The sequence below is a fragment of the Sphingobacterium alkalisoli genome, assembly GCF_005049105.1.
GTDB classification, from domain to species: domain Bacteria; phylum Bacteroidota; class Bacteroidia; order Sphingobacteriales; family Sphingobacteriaceae; genus Sphingobacterium; species Sphingobacterium alkalisoli.
On the sequence record NZ_SUKA01000001.1, the window covers coordinates 1464635 to 1482342 of the forward strand.

At 39.4% G+C, this 17708-nt stretch carries 13 protein-coding genes; 11 read left to right on the forward strand and 2 right to left on the reverse strand.

All coding sequences use genetic code 11. The features are described from left to right. Positions 1–17: 17 nt before the first annotated feature. Entirely contained in the window at positions 18–806 is a 789-nt protein-coding gene (locus FAZ19_RS05505; protein ID WP_136819678.1) for a DUF3575 domain-containing protein, read from the reverse strand. Between the two features lie 73 nt (positions 807–879). Then, entirely contained in the window at positions 880–1380 is a 501-nt protein-coding gene (locus tag FAZ19_RS05510; protein WP_136819679.1) for a cupin domain-containing protein, read from the reverse strand. Positions 1381–1555: 175 nt separating this feature from the next. Here FAZ19_RS05510 and FAZ19_RS05515 point away from each other — a divergent pair, with 175 nt between their 5' ends. From FAZ19_RS05515 to FAZ19_RS05565, 11 genes are all read left to right on the forward strand, one after another. Beyond that, entirely contained in the window at positions 1556–3772 is a 2217-nt protein-coding gene (locus tag FAZ19_RS05515) for a helix-turn-helix domain-containing protein (protein WP_136819680.1), read from the forward strand. 33 nt (positions 3773–3805) lie between these two features. Next, positions 3806–4066 carry an AtpZ/AtpI family protein gene (locus tag FAZ19_RS05520; RefSeq protein ID WP_211245428.1) on the forward strand — a complete coding sequence of 87 codons (261 nt, stop codon included), beginning with the start codon at positions 3806–3808 and terminating at the stop codon, positions 4064–4066. Further along, on the forward strand, positions 4059–4445 hold the full coding sequence (locus FAZ19_RS05525; protein ID WP_136819681.1) for a hypothetical protein: 387 nt from the start codon (positions 4059–4061) through the stop codon (positions 4443–4445). The genes FAZ19_RS05520 and FAZ19_RS05525 overlap by 8 nt, the downstream gene beginning before the upstream one ends. Before the next feature lie 49 nt (positions 4446–4494). Beyond that, the gene (atpB, locus tag FAZ19_RS05530; RefSeq protein ID WP_229707232.1) at positions 4495–5640 is read left to right on the forward strand and encodes a F0F1 ATP synthase subunit A; all 1146 of its coding nucleotides are present in this window, start codon (positions 4495–4497) and stop codon (positions 5638–5640) included. Between the two features lie 35 nt (positions 5641–5675). Next, a complete protein-coding gene (atpE, locus tag FAZ19_RS05535; RefSeq protein ID WP_136819682.1) occupies positions 5676–5864 on the forward strand; it encodes an ATP synthase F0 subunit C in 189 nt (62 codons plus the stop codon). A gap of 98 nt (positions 5865–5962) precedes the next feature. Further along, positions 5963–6463, forward strand: a complete 501-nt coding sequence (locus tag FAZ19_RS05540) for a F0F1 ATP synthase subunit B (RefSeq protein ID WP_136819683.1) — start codon at positions 5963–5965, stop codon at positions 6461–6463. 27 nt (positions 6464–6490) lie between these two features. Then, positions 6491–7036: an ATP synthase F1 subunit delta gene (atpH, locus tag FAZ19_RS05545; protein ID WP_136819684.1), complete on the forward strand. Its 546-nt coding sequence runs from the start codon at positions 6491–6493 to the stop codon at positions 7034–7036. A 53-nt stretch (positions 7037–7089) separates the two neighbouring features. Then, positions 7090–8664 carry a F0F1 ATP synthase subunit alpha gene (gene atpA, locus FAZ19_RS05550; RefSeq protein ID WP_136819685.1) on the forward strand — a complete coding sequence of 525 codons (1575 nt, stop codon included), beginning with the start codon at positions 7090–7092 and terminating at the stop codon, positions 8662–8664. 76 nt (positions 8665–8740) lie between these two features. Beyond that, positions 8741–9619 (forward strand): ATP synthase F1 subunit gamma, encoded by an 879-nt coding sequence (atpG, locus tag FAZ19_RS05555; protein WP_136819686.1) that lies wholly within the window; start codon positions 8741–8743, stop codon positions 9617–9619. A 698-nt stretch (positions 9620–10317) separates the two neighbouring features. Next, on the forward strand, positions 10318–12921 hold the full coding sequence (locus FAZ19_RS05560) for a hypothetical protein (RefSeq protein ID WP_136819687.1): 2604 nt from the start codon (positions 10318–10320) through the stop codon (positions 12919–12921). Between the two features lie 200 nt (positions 12922–13121). Beyond that, positions 13122–17696, forward strand: a complete 4575-nt coding sequence (locus FAZ19_RS05565) for a DUF6443 domain-containing protein (protein ID WP_136819688.1) — start codon at positions 13122–13124, stop codon at positions 17694–17696. Positions 17697–17708 lie beyond the last annotated feature (12 nt).

Genomic DNA, 17708 nt, shown 5'->3' on the forward strand with positions numbered 1-17708 from the left:
ATTAACAGTAAAATCAACTATCTAAATCGGTACCCGATTGATAAGCCCATCGTTAAGCCCAAAATTGGACCGCTTGGTTTTATTTCCATCATTCTCTCATCGACATGGTAGTCAAATTTGTAAACAGGAGTGTCATCTAGCTGTTGAAGAGACTCACGTATATCGTCTTGAACATTTTGAGATAAGGGCTGGGAGGATGTTCCGGTGCCCTTGCCAAAAGCGTATCCGAAATGATTACCAATGATTTGCCAATCCAAATAAAAATCTTTAACAATATTAAATTGCAGGCCAATTCCATAGCCAGCACTGATGGCGTTTATTGGACCTTTAATAGGGACGTCTACCTCCGATAGGATGTTGTCTACTGCGTTGACATAGCTGTAGTTTAGCCGAAAAGAAGAGGTGTACCTTGAGTATTTAAGATAGGGTGCGACATAGAATCTTGTGAATGTACTATTGTTGCCAAAATAAAATCGTATTTCGGGTTGAATCGAAAATCGGTTATATTGAGCTTCCTCTACTGTTTTTTTTGCATCTTCGTCCTCTATTCTGTCGATATATAAGTCTTTAAAAGGAAGGTCCCTGTTTGGAGTGAAAGAAAAGCTCAGTCCTATAGATGTTTTTGGCTTAATAGATCTTTCGTACTGGAGTTGAAACGTTTTGAAGGGAAGAGTTAAGAGGTTAGTTTTGATAAGTTGTGGAGCGTCTACATTTTCACCATAGCAGTACAACTGTCCGTATGAATCAAAAACCATAAATGTGAAAATGGAAACTGCTATTGTTTTTAAAAATGTCTGTTTAATCATTAATAAATAGTAGTTACGGCAGTGAAAATTATCGTTTATTTATGGTTTTTGATAGGTCGATTTTGGTCAAATACTATCTGCCAAAATCATCTTGTACACGTACTATATCGCTTTCATCGGAAGGGTTGGACGCATCGGTATGTTGCCAAATTTCGGCAACGACGCCGAAACCTCCTAATCCCACTAAGCGGTGGCGTTCGCCTTGGCTTAAGCGTATAGTATCCCCCTCTTTGAGTATTTTAAGCTCGTGTTCGTCATCGTTGGGACTTGTTACTACGCCAACTTCACCGCGTACCACACGCCAGATTTCGGCTCGGCGATGATGATATTGCCACGACAAACGCTTGTTTGGACCTACGATCAAAATTTTTGGGCTTAATTTTCCTGATATCCTTAGATCTTGTACGTCTAAACCTTCAAAATACGCATTAGCAAATTGCTGCGCTTGATCTTCGTTGATAACGAAAAATCCACCCCACGGTCTATTTTGATCAGTGCTTTCAATGGTGAATCCCTGTTCAGTGATTTTTTCTTCAATTTGGCTGAATAATTCGCCTTTATCTATATATGTCATGGCTCATTGATTTATAGTGACGATGAAGATAATACATTCTTTGAAAATTTCATAATCAAAATGGGACTGTAATGTAAATATTTATCAACACGGTGGCCACTGATTTATTTATATCAAGCTCCGATCAGTCATTTGAACGATAGTTAGCCGAGAAATCTTACCTTTGTAGACAAGTATGGAATCTATTAATTACGATCATAACAATATAGTATTTAAGCAGGCTGTAGCTTTTGTCAATCAGACGAACCAGAGCCTTTTCTTGACAGGTAAAGCAGGGACAGGTAAGACTACTTTTTTAAAATATATTCGCGAAAATTGTTATAAAAAAATGGCTATTACCGCACCTACCGGTGTGGCTGCAATGAATGCAGGAGGGACAACTTTACATGCTTTGTTTTGGTTGCCATTCGGTATTTTCATAGCGGATTATCCTTTGAAATGGGATGATGCAGACAATCATATCTATAATAAGAATCGACTTTTTAGTACGATCAAATTAACCAAGCAACGTCGTGCCATTCTTCAAGAGTTGGAACTTCTGGTCATTGATGAAGTGTCTATGGTACGTGCGGATACGTTGGACGCTATTGATGTAATTCTGAAATCGGTTCGTAGAGATATGCGTCCTTTCGGAGGGGTACAAGTGTTATTTATAGGCGATCTCTATCAGTTGCCTCCGGTGGTGAGGGATAATGAGTGGCAGATTCTTCGTAGTCACTACAGTAGCCCATTTTTCTTTGATGCAAAGGTGCTACGAGACAATCCGTTGGTCATGTTGGAGTTGCAGCAGATTTACCGCCAAAAGGATGATGAATTTATTGCTGTGTTAAATAACATCCGAAACAACCTGTGCTCGAGTGCTGACCTGATGGCCTTGAATGAGCACTATAAGGTAGACTTTAGACCTGCTCAAGATGATCAATATATCACCTTAACTTCTCATAACCGATTAGCTGATCAGATAAATCAGGAAGAGTTGGTGAAGCTCTCGGGCAAACTGCATAATGTAAAGGCTATTGTAAAAGATGAATTTCAACAAGGAGCATATCCAACAGAAGAAACACTTGCAATGAAAGAAGGTGCTCAGGTTATGTTTATCAAAAATGATGTCGGAGACGATCGGAAATTCTTTAATGGAAAAATAGGTTTTGTAAAAGAATTGAAGTTGGACAGGGATCAAGTTGTCGTTGGATTTAAAGATGGTTCAGAAGATGTCGTCGTCCGTCGCGAAATCTGGGAAAATATAAGATATAAATACAATAAAGGAGAAGACAAAATAGAAGAGGAGGTACTCGGTACTTTTTCCCAGTTTCCGTTGCGACTAGCTTGGGCGATAACGATTCATAAAAGCCAGGGGTTGACCTTTGAAAAGGCAATTGTAGACGCGGGTACTTCGTTTGCCGCCGGGCAAGTATACGTCGCTCTGAGTAGGTTGACGGGATTAGAAGGTCTGGTGTTGCGGTCAAAAATTTCGCCCCATTCCATACGGACGGACTCTCAAGTTGTTGGTTTTATGAAGCGATTGATGAAAGAGGACGAGGTCGTAGGAATATTAAAGCAATGTCAGCGAGGCTATCTTGGTCAAATACTTTTGCAAAGTTTCCGATTTAATACACTAACGGAAACCACAAAAGAACTGTCCGATAGTTTGGTCGAACGAAATGTGGATAATAAAGCTGGTGCAGTACAGTTTTTTGAGGAGCTAACTAAGAAGCTCAAAGAGCAGGAAAGTGTCGCCAATAAGTTCGTAACGCAATTGTATAAAATGTTGTCTGATACAGAGGTTTTGGACTATGATAAAATATGCGTACGTACCGAATCAGCAGTAAATTGGTTTTTGCCGAAAATGGAGATCGATCTTATTAATGCTACTCAAAAGCATATTGAAGACTGGCAAATTCGTAAGCGTACCAAGAAATATATTCAGGAGTTGAAGGCGTTACTGTTAGATTTTAGACGTAAGCATGAGGTGTTGAAACACTGTCTTACGATTGCGCAGGCCCTTACGCGCGATGAAGAGCTAGAAGCTATCCCCCTGAATATTGAAAAGATAAAAGATGATTCTGTCCATATCAAAGAAGAGGTCGCTGAAAAGGATGTCGATACGAAACAGGTCTCACTGGATATGTATTTAGACGGTTTTGATATCAAACAGATTGCGAATAAACGTGGTATGGTAGAAGGAACTATTTATGGGCATTTGATCAATTTTGTTGGAAATGAGATCGACGCTGAAGATCTGATCTCGCCGGAGAAATTGGAAAGGATAGTAGATGTATTGCAGAAAAATGAAGGTAAATCTTCGTCCGAAATCAAAATGCTATTAGGGGATGATTTTTCCTATCCAGAGATAAAAATTGGACAAAGAATTTTAGAAATAAAAGCAGGATAGTAAATGACAGATGTACGGTTTAAATAACTATCTTTGCACTTCGTAAGGGAGCTGATCAATTTTGTCTTGAAAACGAAAACACCGGATAAAAAAGTAAGTAAATGGTTGGTTTTTGCCTCAATGCCCGTACAGATGGGGGTGACTATTTATGCTTTTTACTGGTTGGGTACATGGTTAGATGATAGGTACGAGGTTGGAGGTGCCTGGTGGATGAAAGGACTCACGATGTTGGGAGTGATCATTTCACTTTATCAATTCATAAGACAGGTGAATTACATTAATAAGCATGAGTAAATACTTGAAATATATTCTTTTATTATTGGCTGTGGCAGGCGGAATCTATGGTATTCATTACTTCGTTTTGGCTGGACAGGATGTCCAACACTATTGGGTACAGTCCGGCTATTCCCTTCAGGGTTTGTATCTTTTTGGATTTATAGCTTCTTTTTTTGTTACAATTCTTGTCTTACTCGGTCAATGGCTAATGCCACAAAACGTCGGTTTTATATTTCTTGGCGTGATGACCGTCAAGGCTATAGGGAGCTACCTGTTTATTAAGAACGGGTTAAATAAGTTTGAAAACGATTTTATTGAGTATAATTTCTTGGTGGTATTTTTTGTTTTCTTGTTTTTTGATGTTTTCGTTGCTTTTAAAGCGATAAATAAAACCTGAAAGAAGTAGGTGAAGTATTTTTTTTAAAAATTTTAATAAAAGGTATTTAATGCCAAATAAAGTTGTATTTTTGCGCAAAATTTTTCATTATTCAACGTTAGTTAAAATGGTGAGTCTTAAGAGAACTCTTTTAGTATTTGCAGTGATTTTTTTTGCTGTTAACCCCTTCAGTCTGAGAGCAGCGGATGATGTGCATGGAGATGCACCTCAAGCGCAAGAAGATGAAATTAAATCGTATATCGCGCACCACTTGGAAGATGATTACTATTTTTCCTTATTCAGTGATAAAAAGGCCGGTAAACATTATGGATTTCCGCTTCCAGTAATTCTGATTGACGGAGGTTTGAAAATTTTCTCTTCGGGAGAATTTCACCATGGCGACAATATTGTAGAAAAAGAAGGAAAGTTCTATAAATTATACCATGGTAAAATTTACAAGACAGATGCGTCAGGCATGCTGAGCTATGATGACCATCAACACCCTACTAACGCAAGACCTTTGGATTTTTCTATCACAAAGAATGTTGTAGGATTATTTTTAGCGCTAGTTTTATTATTCTGGGGATTTCTAGGTCTAGCTAAAACCTATAAGAAAGGAGCCAATGTGATTCCGAAAGGCTTTAGTCGTGTTCTAGAGCCGTTAGTATTGTATGTGCGTGATGAGATGGCCATTCCAAATATTGGCCACCGCTACAAAGAATTTATGCCGTATTTACTTTCGGTATTCTTCTTAATTCTGACACTGAATCTATTAGGACTTACGCCGCTTGGTTTCAACGTAACAGGTAATGTTAGTATTACGCTATGTTTGGCATTGTTCACATTTTTTATTACAAATATCAAAGCGAACAGAGATTATTGGAAACACATCTTCTGGATGCCGGGCGTACCCGTTCCCTTTAAATTTGTTTTAGCACCTATTGAAGTTTTGGGTATGTTTACCAAGCCCTTCTCTCTGATGGTGCGTCTTTTTGCTAATATCACAGCAGGTCACGCGGTGATCATGGGATTAATAGCTATAGTTTATCTGTTGCAAAATCAATTGACTTTAGGTGGAAGTATAGGCGTTTCGATGTTACTGACTTGTTTCCTTATGGTGATTGAATTGTTCGTAGCGTTCTTACAGGCCTTTATCTTTACGATGTTATCTTCGTTATTTATTGGTATGGCTGTAGAAGAACATACGCATCATTAATCGAAATTTTTGTTAAATTTTATAAAATAATTATTATGTACAACTTAATTGGAGCAGGTTTAATCGTAATCGGTGCAGGTATTGGTTTAGGTAAAATTGGTGGTTCTGCAATGGAAGCTATCGCTCGTCAACCTGAAGCAACATCTAAAATTCAGACTGCGATGATCATTATTGGTGCCTTGCTTGAAGGTTTAGCATTCGGTGCTTTACTTTTAGGTAAGTAGTCAATAGAAAGTACAAACACAATTTGCAACGGTTGGTTGCAGATTGTGTTTTAATTAAACAACAAGGATTAAAAAATTAACATTTTACACTATATATAATGGATGCATTAATTAATCAGTTTTCATACGGTTTGTTCTTTTGGCAATTGATCGTGTTATTGGTTATTATCTTTTTATTGGGCAAGTTTGCCTGGAAGCCAATTATTAATGCGTTGGAGGAGCGTGAGAGTGGTATCGCTGACGCGTTAGCTTCTGCAGCAAATGCAAAATTGGAGATGTCTCGTTTGACAAATGAAAACGCACAACTTTTAAAGGAAGCACGTGCTGAACGTGATGTGATTTTGAAAGAGGCTAAAGAATTGAAAGATAAAATCGTAGCTGAAGCGAAAGTTGCTGCTCAAACCGAAGGTGCGAAACTTATTGAGCAAGCAAAACGTGAGATCGAAGATCAAAAAACGAAAGCATTAGCGGAAGTGAAGGGACAGGTGTCTGCTTTATCGTTAGCAATTGCCCGTAAAGTATTAACCACAGAATTTGAAGATCAGGGAAAGCAAGAGGCATTAATAGCAGACTTATTGAAGGATGTTAAATTAAACTAATTGGTTACGCAAATAAAGCATTAACGTATGTCAGTATTCAAAGTTGCCTCAAGATATGCCAAATCACTTATTGATTTAGCACAAGAACAAGGAAGTTTAGAAGTTATCAAAGATGACATGGAACAAATTGTTGCTGTGATAAAATCGAGCTCTGAGTTACAAGCTGTTTTAGGTAATCCTATTATTAAAATAGACAAAAAGAAGAGCATCCTAGAAGCCCTATTTAAAGATAAAGTACGACCGGAAATACTTGAATTCTTTAATATTATGGTACGAAAAGGGCGTAGTGAGTTGGTATACGCCACAGCTCAAGAGTTTATTCGCGAATACAACGAAGTAAAGGGCATTGTAAAAGCGGAAGTGACTTCAGCAAGTGCGTTATCTGATACTAATTTGCAAGCACTAAATGCCAAAATCGCACAAGAAATCAATGCAAAAGTTCTTCTCACCAACAAGGTAGACAAGTCTTTAATAGGTGGTTTTGTACTAAAAGTAGGCGACAGGCAACTTGATGCGAGTATCGCTGGTAAATTGAATAAATTGGAAAGACATTTTAGTAGTCAAGGTGTTTAGTTCCTTGGTGAATAATAAAATAATAAAATCTAAAACCCCTTATACGAATTAACATGATAGAGGTAAGACCAGATGAGGTTTCGGCAATTCTAAGAGAGCAATTGTCAGGCTTTAAGTCAGAGGCCGAATTAGAAGAAGTGGGTACCGTATTACAAGTAGGAGACGGTATTGCGCGTATTTACGGCCTAACAAAAGTTCAATCAGGCGAGTTGGTTGAATTTGCTAGCGGATTGCAAGGTATAGTATTGAACTTAGAGGAAGACAACGTAGGTGTCGTACTTTTAGGTCCTTCTGATGAAATTAAAGAAGGCGATACGATCAAACGGACAAACCGCATTGCATCTATTAAAGTAGGTGAAGGAATGTTGGGACGTGTCGTAAATACGTTAGGTCAACCTATTGATGGCAAAGGTCCTATCTTGGGTGATACGTATGAAATGCCTATCGAGCGTAAAGCGCCCGGTGTTATCTTCCGTCAACCGGTAACTGAACCACTTCAAACGGGTATAAAAGCTATCGATGCGATGATTCCTGTAGGTCGTGGACAGCGCGAGTTGGTGATTGGTGATCGCCAAACGGGTAAAACGGCGGTTTGTATCGATACCATCATTAATCAAAAAGAATTTTATGATGCTGGGCAACCAGTTTTCTGTATATACGTTGCGGTAGGTCAAAAGAATTCTACTGTAGCGAACATCGTACGCACACTAGAAGAGAAGGGTGCTATGGCCTACACGGTAATAGTGGCAGCTTCTGCAGCCGATCCAGCTCCATTGCAATTCTATGCACCAATGGCTGGTGCAGCTATCGGAGAGTTCTTTAGGGATACAGGCCGTCCGGCATTGATCGTTTATGATGATTTATCAAAACAAGCTGTGGCATATCGCGAAGTATCATTACTATTGAGACGTCCTCCTGGTCGTGAGGCATATCCGGGTGATGTATTCTATTTACATAGCCGTTTATTAGAAAGAGCTGCAAAAATCAACTCTTCCGATGATATCGCTAAAAATATGAATGACTTACCTGAGTCTATCAAGCATTTGGTAAAAGGAGGCGGTTCATTAACAGCTTTGCCGATTATCGAAACACAGGCAGGGGATGTGTCGGCTTATATTCCTACAAACGTTATTTCGATTACGGATGGTCAGATTTTCTTAGAGTCAAACTTGTTTAATGCAGGTATCCGTCCAGCGATCAACGTAGGTATTTCGGTATCACGCGTAGGGGGTAATGCACAAATTAAGTCTATGAAAAAGGTGGCGGGTACATTGAAGTTGGATCAGGCGCAATACCGCGAGTTGGAAGCATTTTCTAAATTTGGATCGGATCTCGATGCAGCGACTAAATCTGTATTGGATAAAGGTGTCCGTAACGTGGAGATCTTAAAGCAAGGTCAATTTTCACCTGTATCTGTGGAGAAACAAGTTGCTATTATCTATGCAGGTACGAAAGGACTATTACGCAATGTTCCAGTAAATAAGGTTAGACAATTTGAGGAGGAGTATTTAACACAATTGGAACAACGTCATCCAGAGGTCTTATCGGCTTTAAAAGCAGGTAAATTCTCAGATGAATTGACGGATGTGTTAGAAACTGTAGCAAAAGAATTATCTTCAAAATATTAATTTGGATGTGAGATTTTAGATAGGAGACCATTGATCTTAATCTCCTATCTAGCCTCTCAGATCTTTGATCGCGAATATGGCAAATTTAAAAGAAGTTAGAAACCGGATCACCTCGGTAACATCGACGCAACAGATTACCAAAGCAATGAAAATGGTATCTGCTGCTAAATTGAAACGCGCAACTAATGCAATTGTGCAATTACGTCCTTATGCCAATAAGCTGAGAGATGTCTTAGCTCAAGTTTCTGCTTCTGTTGAAGGGAATGATTCACCTTTCACGCAAGATCGTGTACCTACCAAAGTGTTGATTATTGTAGTTACTTCGAATAGGGGTCTTGCCGGTGCTTTTAATGCTAATGCTATTAAAGCAACGAATAATTTGATCGCTGCGAAATATGCAGATCAGTTTGCTAAAGGTGACGTAAGCCTTATAGCGATTGGTAAGAGAGGGCATGATTTTTTTTCTAGACGCAATTTTAATGTAATCGGCAATCACAACGATTTATTCAATAATTTAGATTTCGAAAATGTGTCTAAAGTGGCGGAATATGTGATGAATGAATTCGAAGAGGGCAATATAGATCGCGTAGAAGTGGTTTATAATCAGTTTCGCAATGCTGCCGTTCAAATTTTAACTTCAGAACAATTGTTACCTCTTTTGCCTGAAAAGAAGAACGAAGATGTAGTGGAATCAGATTACATCATAGAGCCGTCCAAAGAAAAGATAATTGCCGAATTGATTCCTAAGTCTATCAAAACGCAATTATATAAGGCTGTGTTAGATTCCAATGCCTCTGAACACGGTGCACGTATGACCGCGATGGATAAAGCAACCGATAATGCAGGCGATTTATTAAAAGCGTTGAAGTTGTCATACAATCAAGCGCGACAAGCTGCGATTACAACAGAATTGACAGAAATCGTTTCCGGCGCAGCAGCGCTATCGAATGGTTAATGGAAATAGTAATAATAATACAAAAAAAGGCGATGAACTTCTTCATCGCCTTTTTTTGTAAGTAAACTAAGCTAACTTATAGTCTACCATAATCTACATGATAAAGATGTTTTAGAAATGGCCAGTAAGACGTGCTAACAAAGAATCTATATGAAATTTGCTTGTATTTGAGCTTCTTTTTTTGTCGCAAAAGTTTTTTGGAGCAACTGGAAAATTGATTAAAATACGAACCAAATTGCTTAAAGGCGGTAACTAGTAATTTTATGCAGTCGCCCTACTGGTGAATAAAACTACATATACCATAAACTGTTATGGATTTTCAAGCAAAGCTATGTCGTGTATAAGAGAGTAAGTTTTTTTGTTTCAAAACGAATTGATCAAGCTTGTTTTTGTACTAAATGTTTTATACTTTTACGATTAATCAATTTTTTACAAAGTTCAACCGTAAGCAAAACGATGATTAACCAGAATAAGTATATTTTTGTTTTGCTATAATCGGCGGGACCATTGTAACTTGTGTGTACTATTAACCTTTCGCTAATTATTATTTTTATAGAACGTATATGTATAATGTTTTAGAATCTTTTTTTGTGACCACAAAAAAGACAAGTTGGATACGGACTTTTTTGTTGCCGATTTTATTTTACTGTAGCCTGTTCTCAGTTTCCGCTCAGCCGTCACTTGCGCCCAAAAACCCTATGGTGCCTGGAGTCGCTAGTATGAGTATGACCTGGAGCCCAGATATTTCTCTTTATACAGGGGCTGCAAATTTAAATATACCACTGTATAATTTAGAATACTATAATTACAATTTGCCTTTGGGATTGAGTTATAATTACAATGGGTTGAAATATTCTGACCGTGCCTCTATTATCGGTTTACACTGGGGAATAAATATACCGGTTATTTCGAGGAATATTGTGGATAAGGATGATTTTAACGAGGAAAAGGGATATTTTTTTGTTAAAGAATCTGAGCGTAACAAAGACAAGTCGGATATGCCGGATATTTTTAGTTTAAATCTACCAGAAGGATCAGTGAAATTTATTTTCCCTGCTCGAGGTGATAGCAGAGTAGTGTTACGTGTAGCAGAGATATTGTATGAAGATTCGCCAAATTTTGTAATAACATATGATACTCAAACCAAAGTAATTTCAGTGACGACCGATAAAGGACACACTTATACTTTTGATGTTTTCGTCTACACCAAGTGTGATATTGAAACAAATCCTAGTTCAAATGTCCCTTCGGAAACTTATATAAGTTCATGGTACCTATCGAAGATAGTTTTGGAGAATAGGCAGGAAATTGTATTTAATTACAGTACTTATACACAAAAAATTTCTTCTCAGAGTGCTAATCTTGGTATCACGATGTACTATAATCCGTTCACTGGCACAGCTGTAACGAATCCGTATACTTCTATATCTACGATGAAAACAGATGAAATAATCTTAAATGAAATAGTTTGGAATCACGGAAAAATAAATTTTCAGTACACTACGCGAGAAGATCTTACAACAGTCTCTGGAGTTCTTAATAGCTATAAATTGTCGAAAATAAATATTTACGATAAATCGAATGTGCTTGTCAATCATTTCGTCTTGGACCATAGTTATTTCAACAGTACTTCGTCCTTGAGTAAAAGGTTACGATTGGATAAATTGGTGGATTATGGTAACTCTATTTCAAATATTCCAAAGACTCACGTATTTCAATATAGTAGTCAGATCTTGCCCGAATACAATTCGAATATACTGCATTTCGGGTATGACTCTGTAAATGTATCATCGGCAGCATTGATGAAAGTTAAATATCCTACAGGCTTAACCACAGAATTTCAATATCAAAATAACGATTATAATACGTCGTCGAGCAGCAATAGTAGTACGCCAAATTTTAAGCATTTAGGTGCCAGGGTATCCGCTATAAATAATTACGATAGAACTAATCAATTGATTTCTAAAAAAGTATACGAATACAGAAAAGAAGATAATACTTCAAGTGGACTAGTACTCGCTAGATCCAATAATATATATGTTGCTACTGGATTGTACTTTTTTGGTACATCAAATAACTGGTTTCCTCCCATTTATCAGTCGGAAATCCTAGGTTATAGTGATATATTTACTTATGAAATTATCCCAGGATCTTCCACTATAAATGGGGGAGTAAGATATAAGTTTGTTAACAATCCTTCTCCCTATTATTATTTTCTACCTGGAGCCCAAGCAGATTATGATTTTAGAAATGGCCGTATGACCGAAGAGACCGTGTATGAAGGCGATAATATAAATAGTCTTCGTGAGATTAAATATGTTAAATACATCACCGAAGATTTTAAGATAAACAACTATCATATACAGATGTATCTGCTGATTCCCGGAACGACATCTCCTGTTCAGCAAGCTAGCAATTATATTAAGGCATATAAAAGTAGGAAAGACAGGATCTGGACAGAACACTTTAAGTATTTAAATGGTGTAAGAACTACATCGTACGGAAATACATCAGAGTTACTTTATCCGGATCTATTCCATGATTATCGGGATTTCCTTCCTATACGGAGCGCAGTGTTTACTGTTACTATGGACAGATTTACGATATTTAACTATGCCTATAATTACTCGGGATCGTCGACCACAAGTGCTATCCCAGGATTAGTTCGGAGAGCAAAATCAACGGTCGTCGAACAGATAACTTATGACAATACAAATAAAGTAATCGGTGCCCAGTTTACTAATTTTGGATTATACAATAATTTGATAAGACCATCGGAGTTCTATAATTTGGAAACTACAGTGCCTTTGACAAATTATACGGCTACGACACTCGGTAGTAACGGCATTGGCCAAATGGATCCAAATTACAAATTACGTCTCAAAGATTTTAAGTATGATGTATACGGGAATCTGATCGAATCTACTGAAAAAGGATTGACAACCTGCTATATTTATGGATATTATGGCAAGTATTTACTGGCGAAAGTTGAAAATGCAAGCTATGCACAGGTTCTTCAGGCAATAGGCGGGCAGACGGTTGTCAATTCTTTGGATTTACATACCACGTCAACTACGACTGTGCAAACTGCACTTAATCTTCTTCGAGCCACTCTCACAAATGCTCATATAACAACCTATACATATAAACCCTTGGTAGGAGTTGAGAGCATTAAAGACTCAAAGGGGCTTGTTGAACATTATATTTATGACGAATTCAACAGACTGCAGGTTGTAAAGGACAATGAACAGAACATCTTAAAGACCTATAAGTACAATTATGAAGGGCCATCAACGTTATAAGATAGAAATGCTGCCCTATAAATTTTTGATTAGCTATAGGTGGGCAAAAATACCGCTGTCGCCGTTTAGTAGTTTTTTTGCAGGCTATATATGGGGGCTAACGGATACACAGGGTTTTGAAGGGCCGCATTTGAGAACCGCTACTGGTCCTATAAGCAATATATTTAACCAACGACTCACGATAAGTTATTGACCATCTAATGAAAATATCATCTATTCAAAAATATTGCTACTTGTTCTTGCTTGTTTTGGGACAGAGCATAAGCGCGTTAGCGCAGACCGATACACTGAATGCCCATATCCATTCAGGTGCGGGTTCACTGGATATCAGCGCTTCTACGGCACAGTCAGTTCCACAGGGTGGCATGGTGCAGCCCCTATCCACGGGTGCACCTGTCATCAGCTACGGAGCGGCACGTACCTTTGGGGTGAATGAGGAGATCGACTGGTCACCGACGAACAGTGGTGATGCGGCAACATTCTCGGTCACGGTCGAGCAGACACTGCTATCAGGTTATTACAATCCGCTGAATACGGTGAGCGGCGCCGATGGCACGCTGTATATTGCCAATACGGGTTACCATTCTATTTTGAAGCGCACATCTGCAGGGGTGCAGACCGTATTCGCAGGGGGCAACAGTACTTCATATGGCTATGTGAACGGTACGGGTACGGCAGCGCGTTTCCGCCATCCTAGCTTCGTTGCGGTAGATGCCTCGGGCAATATCTTTGTTTCCGACCAGCAGAACCACCGCATCCGTAAGATTACGCCTTCGGGCGTGGTAACCGTATTTGCAGGTAGCGGGAGTATCGGTTCTGCCAACGGTACGGGTACGGCGGCCTCGTTCCAGTACCCGATGGGGCTTGCCTTCGACGGGGCAGGGAACCTATATGTCGCAGATGCCTATAACCACCGTATCCGTAAGATCACACCGGCAGGTGTGGTAAGCACATATGCGGGGAGCGGCACGGCAGGGCTTCAGAACGGAGCTCTTTTAACGGCCCGGTTCAACTATCCAATGGGACTTTCCTTCGATAGCAATGGAGACCTTTATGTTGCCGACCGTACCAACCATGCCGTCCGCCGGATAAGTTCGGGCCAGGTGACGACAATAGCGGGGAACGGTACGGCAGGGAATATAGATGGGCAGGGCAGTACGGCTCGCATCAACAATGCGAATAATCTGGTTGTCGATAATGGCAGTATTTATCTGGTCGACATGATGAACAATTCTCTGCGTTATATCTCCCCTTCGGGCTATGTTACGACAATTTCGACAGGCGGTCAGTTTACTAACCCTTTCGGTATCTCGCGGACACCTGACGGTAAATACCATATTACAGAGAATACGTCCAACCGTATCAAAAAAGTGAATATACAGGCAGCCTATAGTATCAGTCCGGCACTTCCTAGCGGTCTAACATTTGATCATTCCACGGGAAAGATCAGCGGGAAGCTATCTGCTGCTACGGCCAGCCAGAGCTATACGGTGACTGCGCGAAATACTAGCGGTACAACAACGGTTACCCTAACTTTTTCAGTTGGCGGTTCCGCGAATAATTTTGTAGTAACCAGTGGGAAGAATTATATATTGGAATCGGTCGCACGTAGCCCTTACCAAAATGTAGCTGAACTGCAAAACAAGCCGGTTCAGGATGTAAATAGGATAATACAATATCTCGACGCTTTTGGAAAACCTGTACAGATTGTGCAGTGGCAGGCCTCTCCTCAAAAAAGCGATGTGGTTCAATATTTAGAGTATGATGCTTTCGGGCGGCAGTCTTTTAAGTATTTGCCATATGCGGAAAATTTTAAAAATGATGGATCATTTAGTACTTCCGCCAAGCAATCCCAAATAAACTATTACAAATCTACCGGGTGGGACGATTATGCAGCAAAGACCGATAGCGCATATGCCAGAAGTATATATGCGAAATCTCCTTTGAATGAGGTTATCGAAGCAGGTTCTTTCGGAAAGAATTGGCAGCCCAGCACCGGGCATTCAGTGAAGACAGTCAATTATGACAAATATCAGTCTACTGATGTTCGTCTGTGGACGGTAAATGGGAGCGGTGCAACAGGTAATGCTGATTATCAGGCAAACAAGCTCTCCAAAACAGTTGTATATGACGAAAATAATGTCTCGAAGTCAAAAGACGGATCTGTCGAAGAATACAAAGATTTTGAGGGTAAGGTTATTTTAAAGCGATCTTGGGTCGGGAATACGGCACTCAATACCTATTATGTTTACGACACTTTTGGAGATCTGCGGTATGTTATTCCACCTGCGGTCAAGACTTTGACGTTTACCGAAGCAAAAACGGACACCGCATTTACAAAGTATGTTTACGCATATAAGTACGATAAAAGACGACGCGTCACACATCAGAAAGTTCCCGGACAAGGATGGAAGTATATAGTCTATAATGATAACGATCTTCCTGTATTGACTCAGGACTCGGTACAAAGAGGCGGCGGTAAATGGTCTTATACAAAATATGACGTCTTTGGCAGGGAGGTGTCTTCTGGCATCTATACTAACGCTAGCCTTACGAACCAGACGCTTGCGCAGAATGCGGTAAATGCGATCACATCCCTTTATGAAAGCAGGACAGGGCCAAGTTATTCGAATGGTGCTTTTCCAAGTTCTGCCACACAGGAACTCCGGGTCAATTATTACGATAACTATTCATTTGACGGAAGCGGAGATAGTAATTTGTCACCTTCCGGTGTTACAGAGAGTCTAAAGACTAAATCGCTCCTGGTAGGAACTAAAGTTAGTAGAGAAGATGGTACTTCGCCTCTGTTGACTATTTTTTATTATGACGACAAGGGACGTCTAATACAAAGTGCGGCCCAAAACCATCTTGGAGGGATAGATTATGTAACGAATACCTATAATTTTTCAGGAGAAGTTCTTACGAGCGTTCGTTCGCACAAGGCTTCATTAACAGGAGAGGTAACTTTGATTACGACTACAAATGATTATGATCATGTTGGTAGAGTTGTTCAGATTAAAAAGAGAATAAATACCGAGCCGGAAATTATTCAACAAAGTTTAGCGTATAATGGGATCGGCCAGCTTAGGTCTAAAAAGCTACACAGCGAAAACGGCGGAACTGATTTTATTACAGAAGTAGCTTATAGATATAATGAAAGAGGTTGGATTAAACAGATTAGTTCGCCCTATTTTTCACAAACTGTTAATTACGATAGTCCTACAGGCGGATCTATAGCTCAGTTTAATGGAAATATAAGTGAGCAACATTGGAATTTTGGCACTGCAGATCCCGCTAAGAAAATGCAGTATGAATACGATTTGTTAAGTAGACTGAAAAAAGCCAACAGTACCGGTGTTGATCTCAAAGAAGAAGTATCGTATGATGTAATGGGTAACATCAAGCAGCTAACTCGCGATAACCTTTCGGCAATTAACTACGTTTACGAAGGAAATATGCTGTCATCTGTTTCTGGTGGAGGAATCAGTGGTACGTATCTGTATGACGGTAACGGTAACGCGACCAAAGACCGTACCGGTTTGGTTTATACATATAATAATCTTAACCTTCCTAAAACAGCAGTTAAGAGTGGGACTAGTGTAGCGTATGTATATAGTTCTTCGGGTCAGAAGTTACGTAAAACATCTACAGTCAATGGTGTTACTTTGCAACGGGATTATATAGATGGTATAGAGTACAATAAAATAGGATCCAACCCCAGCCGTATTGAACTGATTCTTACCGAGGACGGATATATCCAGAAAGGTGAAGATGATTTTGTGTACTATTATAATCTTACCGATTATCAGGGCAATGTACGGGCTACGATCCAGCCGATATCGGCTACAAGTTCCAATTTGATTCAAAAGGATAATTACTATGCTTTTGGAAAAAGAAAAAGTGCCGGTTTGACAGGGGGGATTAATAAATATTTGTACAACGGAAAAGAGATTCAGGAAGAGCTAGGAGGACAGTACGATTACGGTGCGAGGTTCTACGACGCTGAAATCGGAAGGTGGAACGTGGTGGATCCAATGGCGGAGCAGGGAAGAAGATGGTCGCCGTATACCTATGCGTTTAACAATCCGGTCCGTTTTATTGATCCGGATGGAATGTGGCCAAATGATCCCCCTCTCACTGCACAAGGGTTTGGTAATGCCCTGTTTACTGATATTTTATCTCTTAAGCATTCAGGGTACAATTTATTGGCGCGTCTTTTTGGAAAAGAAGCTACATTTGTAGATAATGGAAATGGTTATTACACCACTGATTTCGTTGAGACATCTGGAGAATTTTGGAACGAGGCTGTTAAATATGGGTTGGATGTTTTAAATATAGCAAGTCTTGGTCGCGGTGGAGGAGCCACTGGAGGACTGCTCGCTAAAACTCCTGGAAAAATCATTTTAACGAACCAAGCTAAAACTGCCGTTGATGCAGCAAGGGAAGTTACTAAGTATGAGGTTAGTACTGTTGATGATTTACTTAGAAGATCTAAGGTCGGAGATAATTTAGATATTCACCATGTGGCTCAAAAACATCCTGCCGATCAGTTAATTGAAGGGTATGACCCAAAGACAGCACCAGGTATTGCGCTATCCAGTAAAGAGCATAAAGCGATTCCTACGGTAAAGGGGGACCCTACTCGGAGTGCAAGAAGTCAATTAGCTAAAGATATTTACGATTTAAGAAATCATACAAATGCTCCAATTTCAAGTTTACAACAATTGATTCAATTGAACAAAGAAATATATCCAATACCTTTTATTAAGCCTTAAAACTAATAGTTT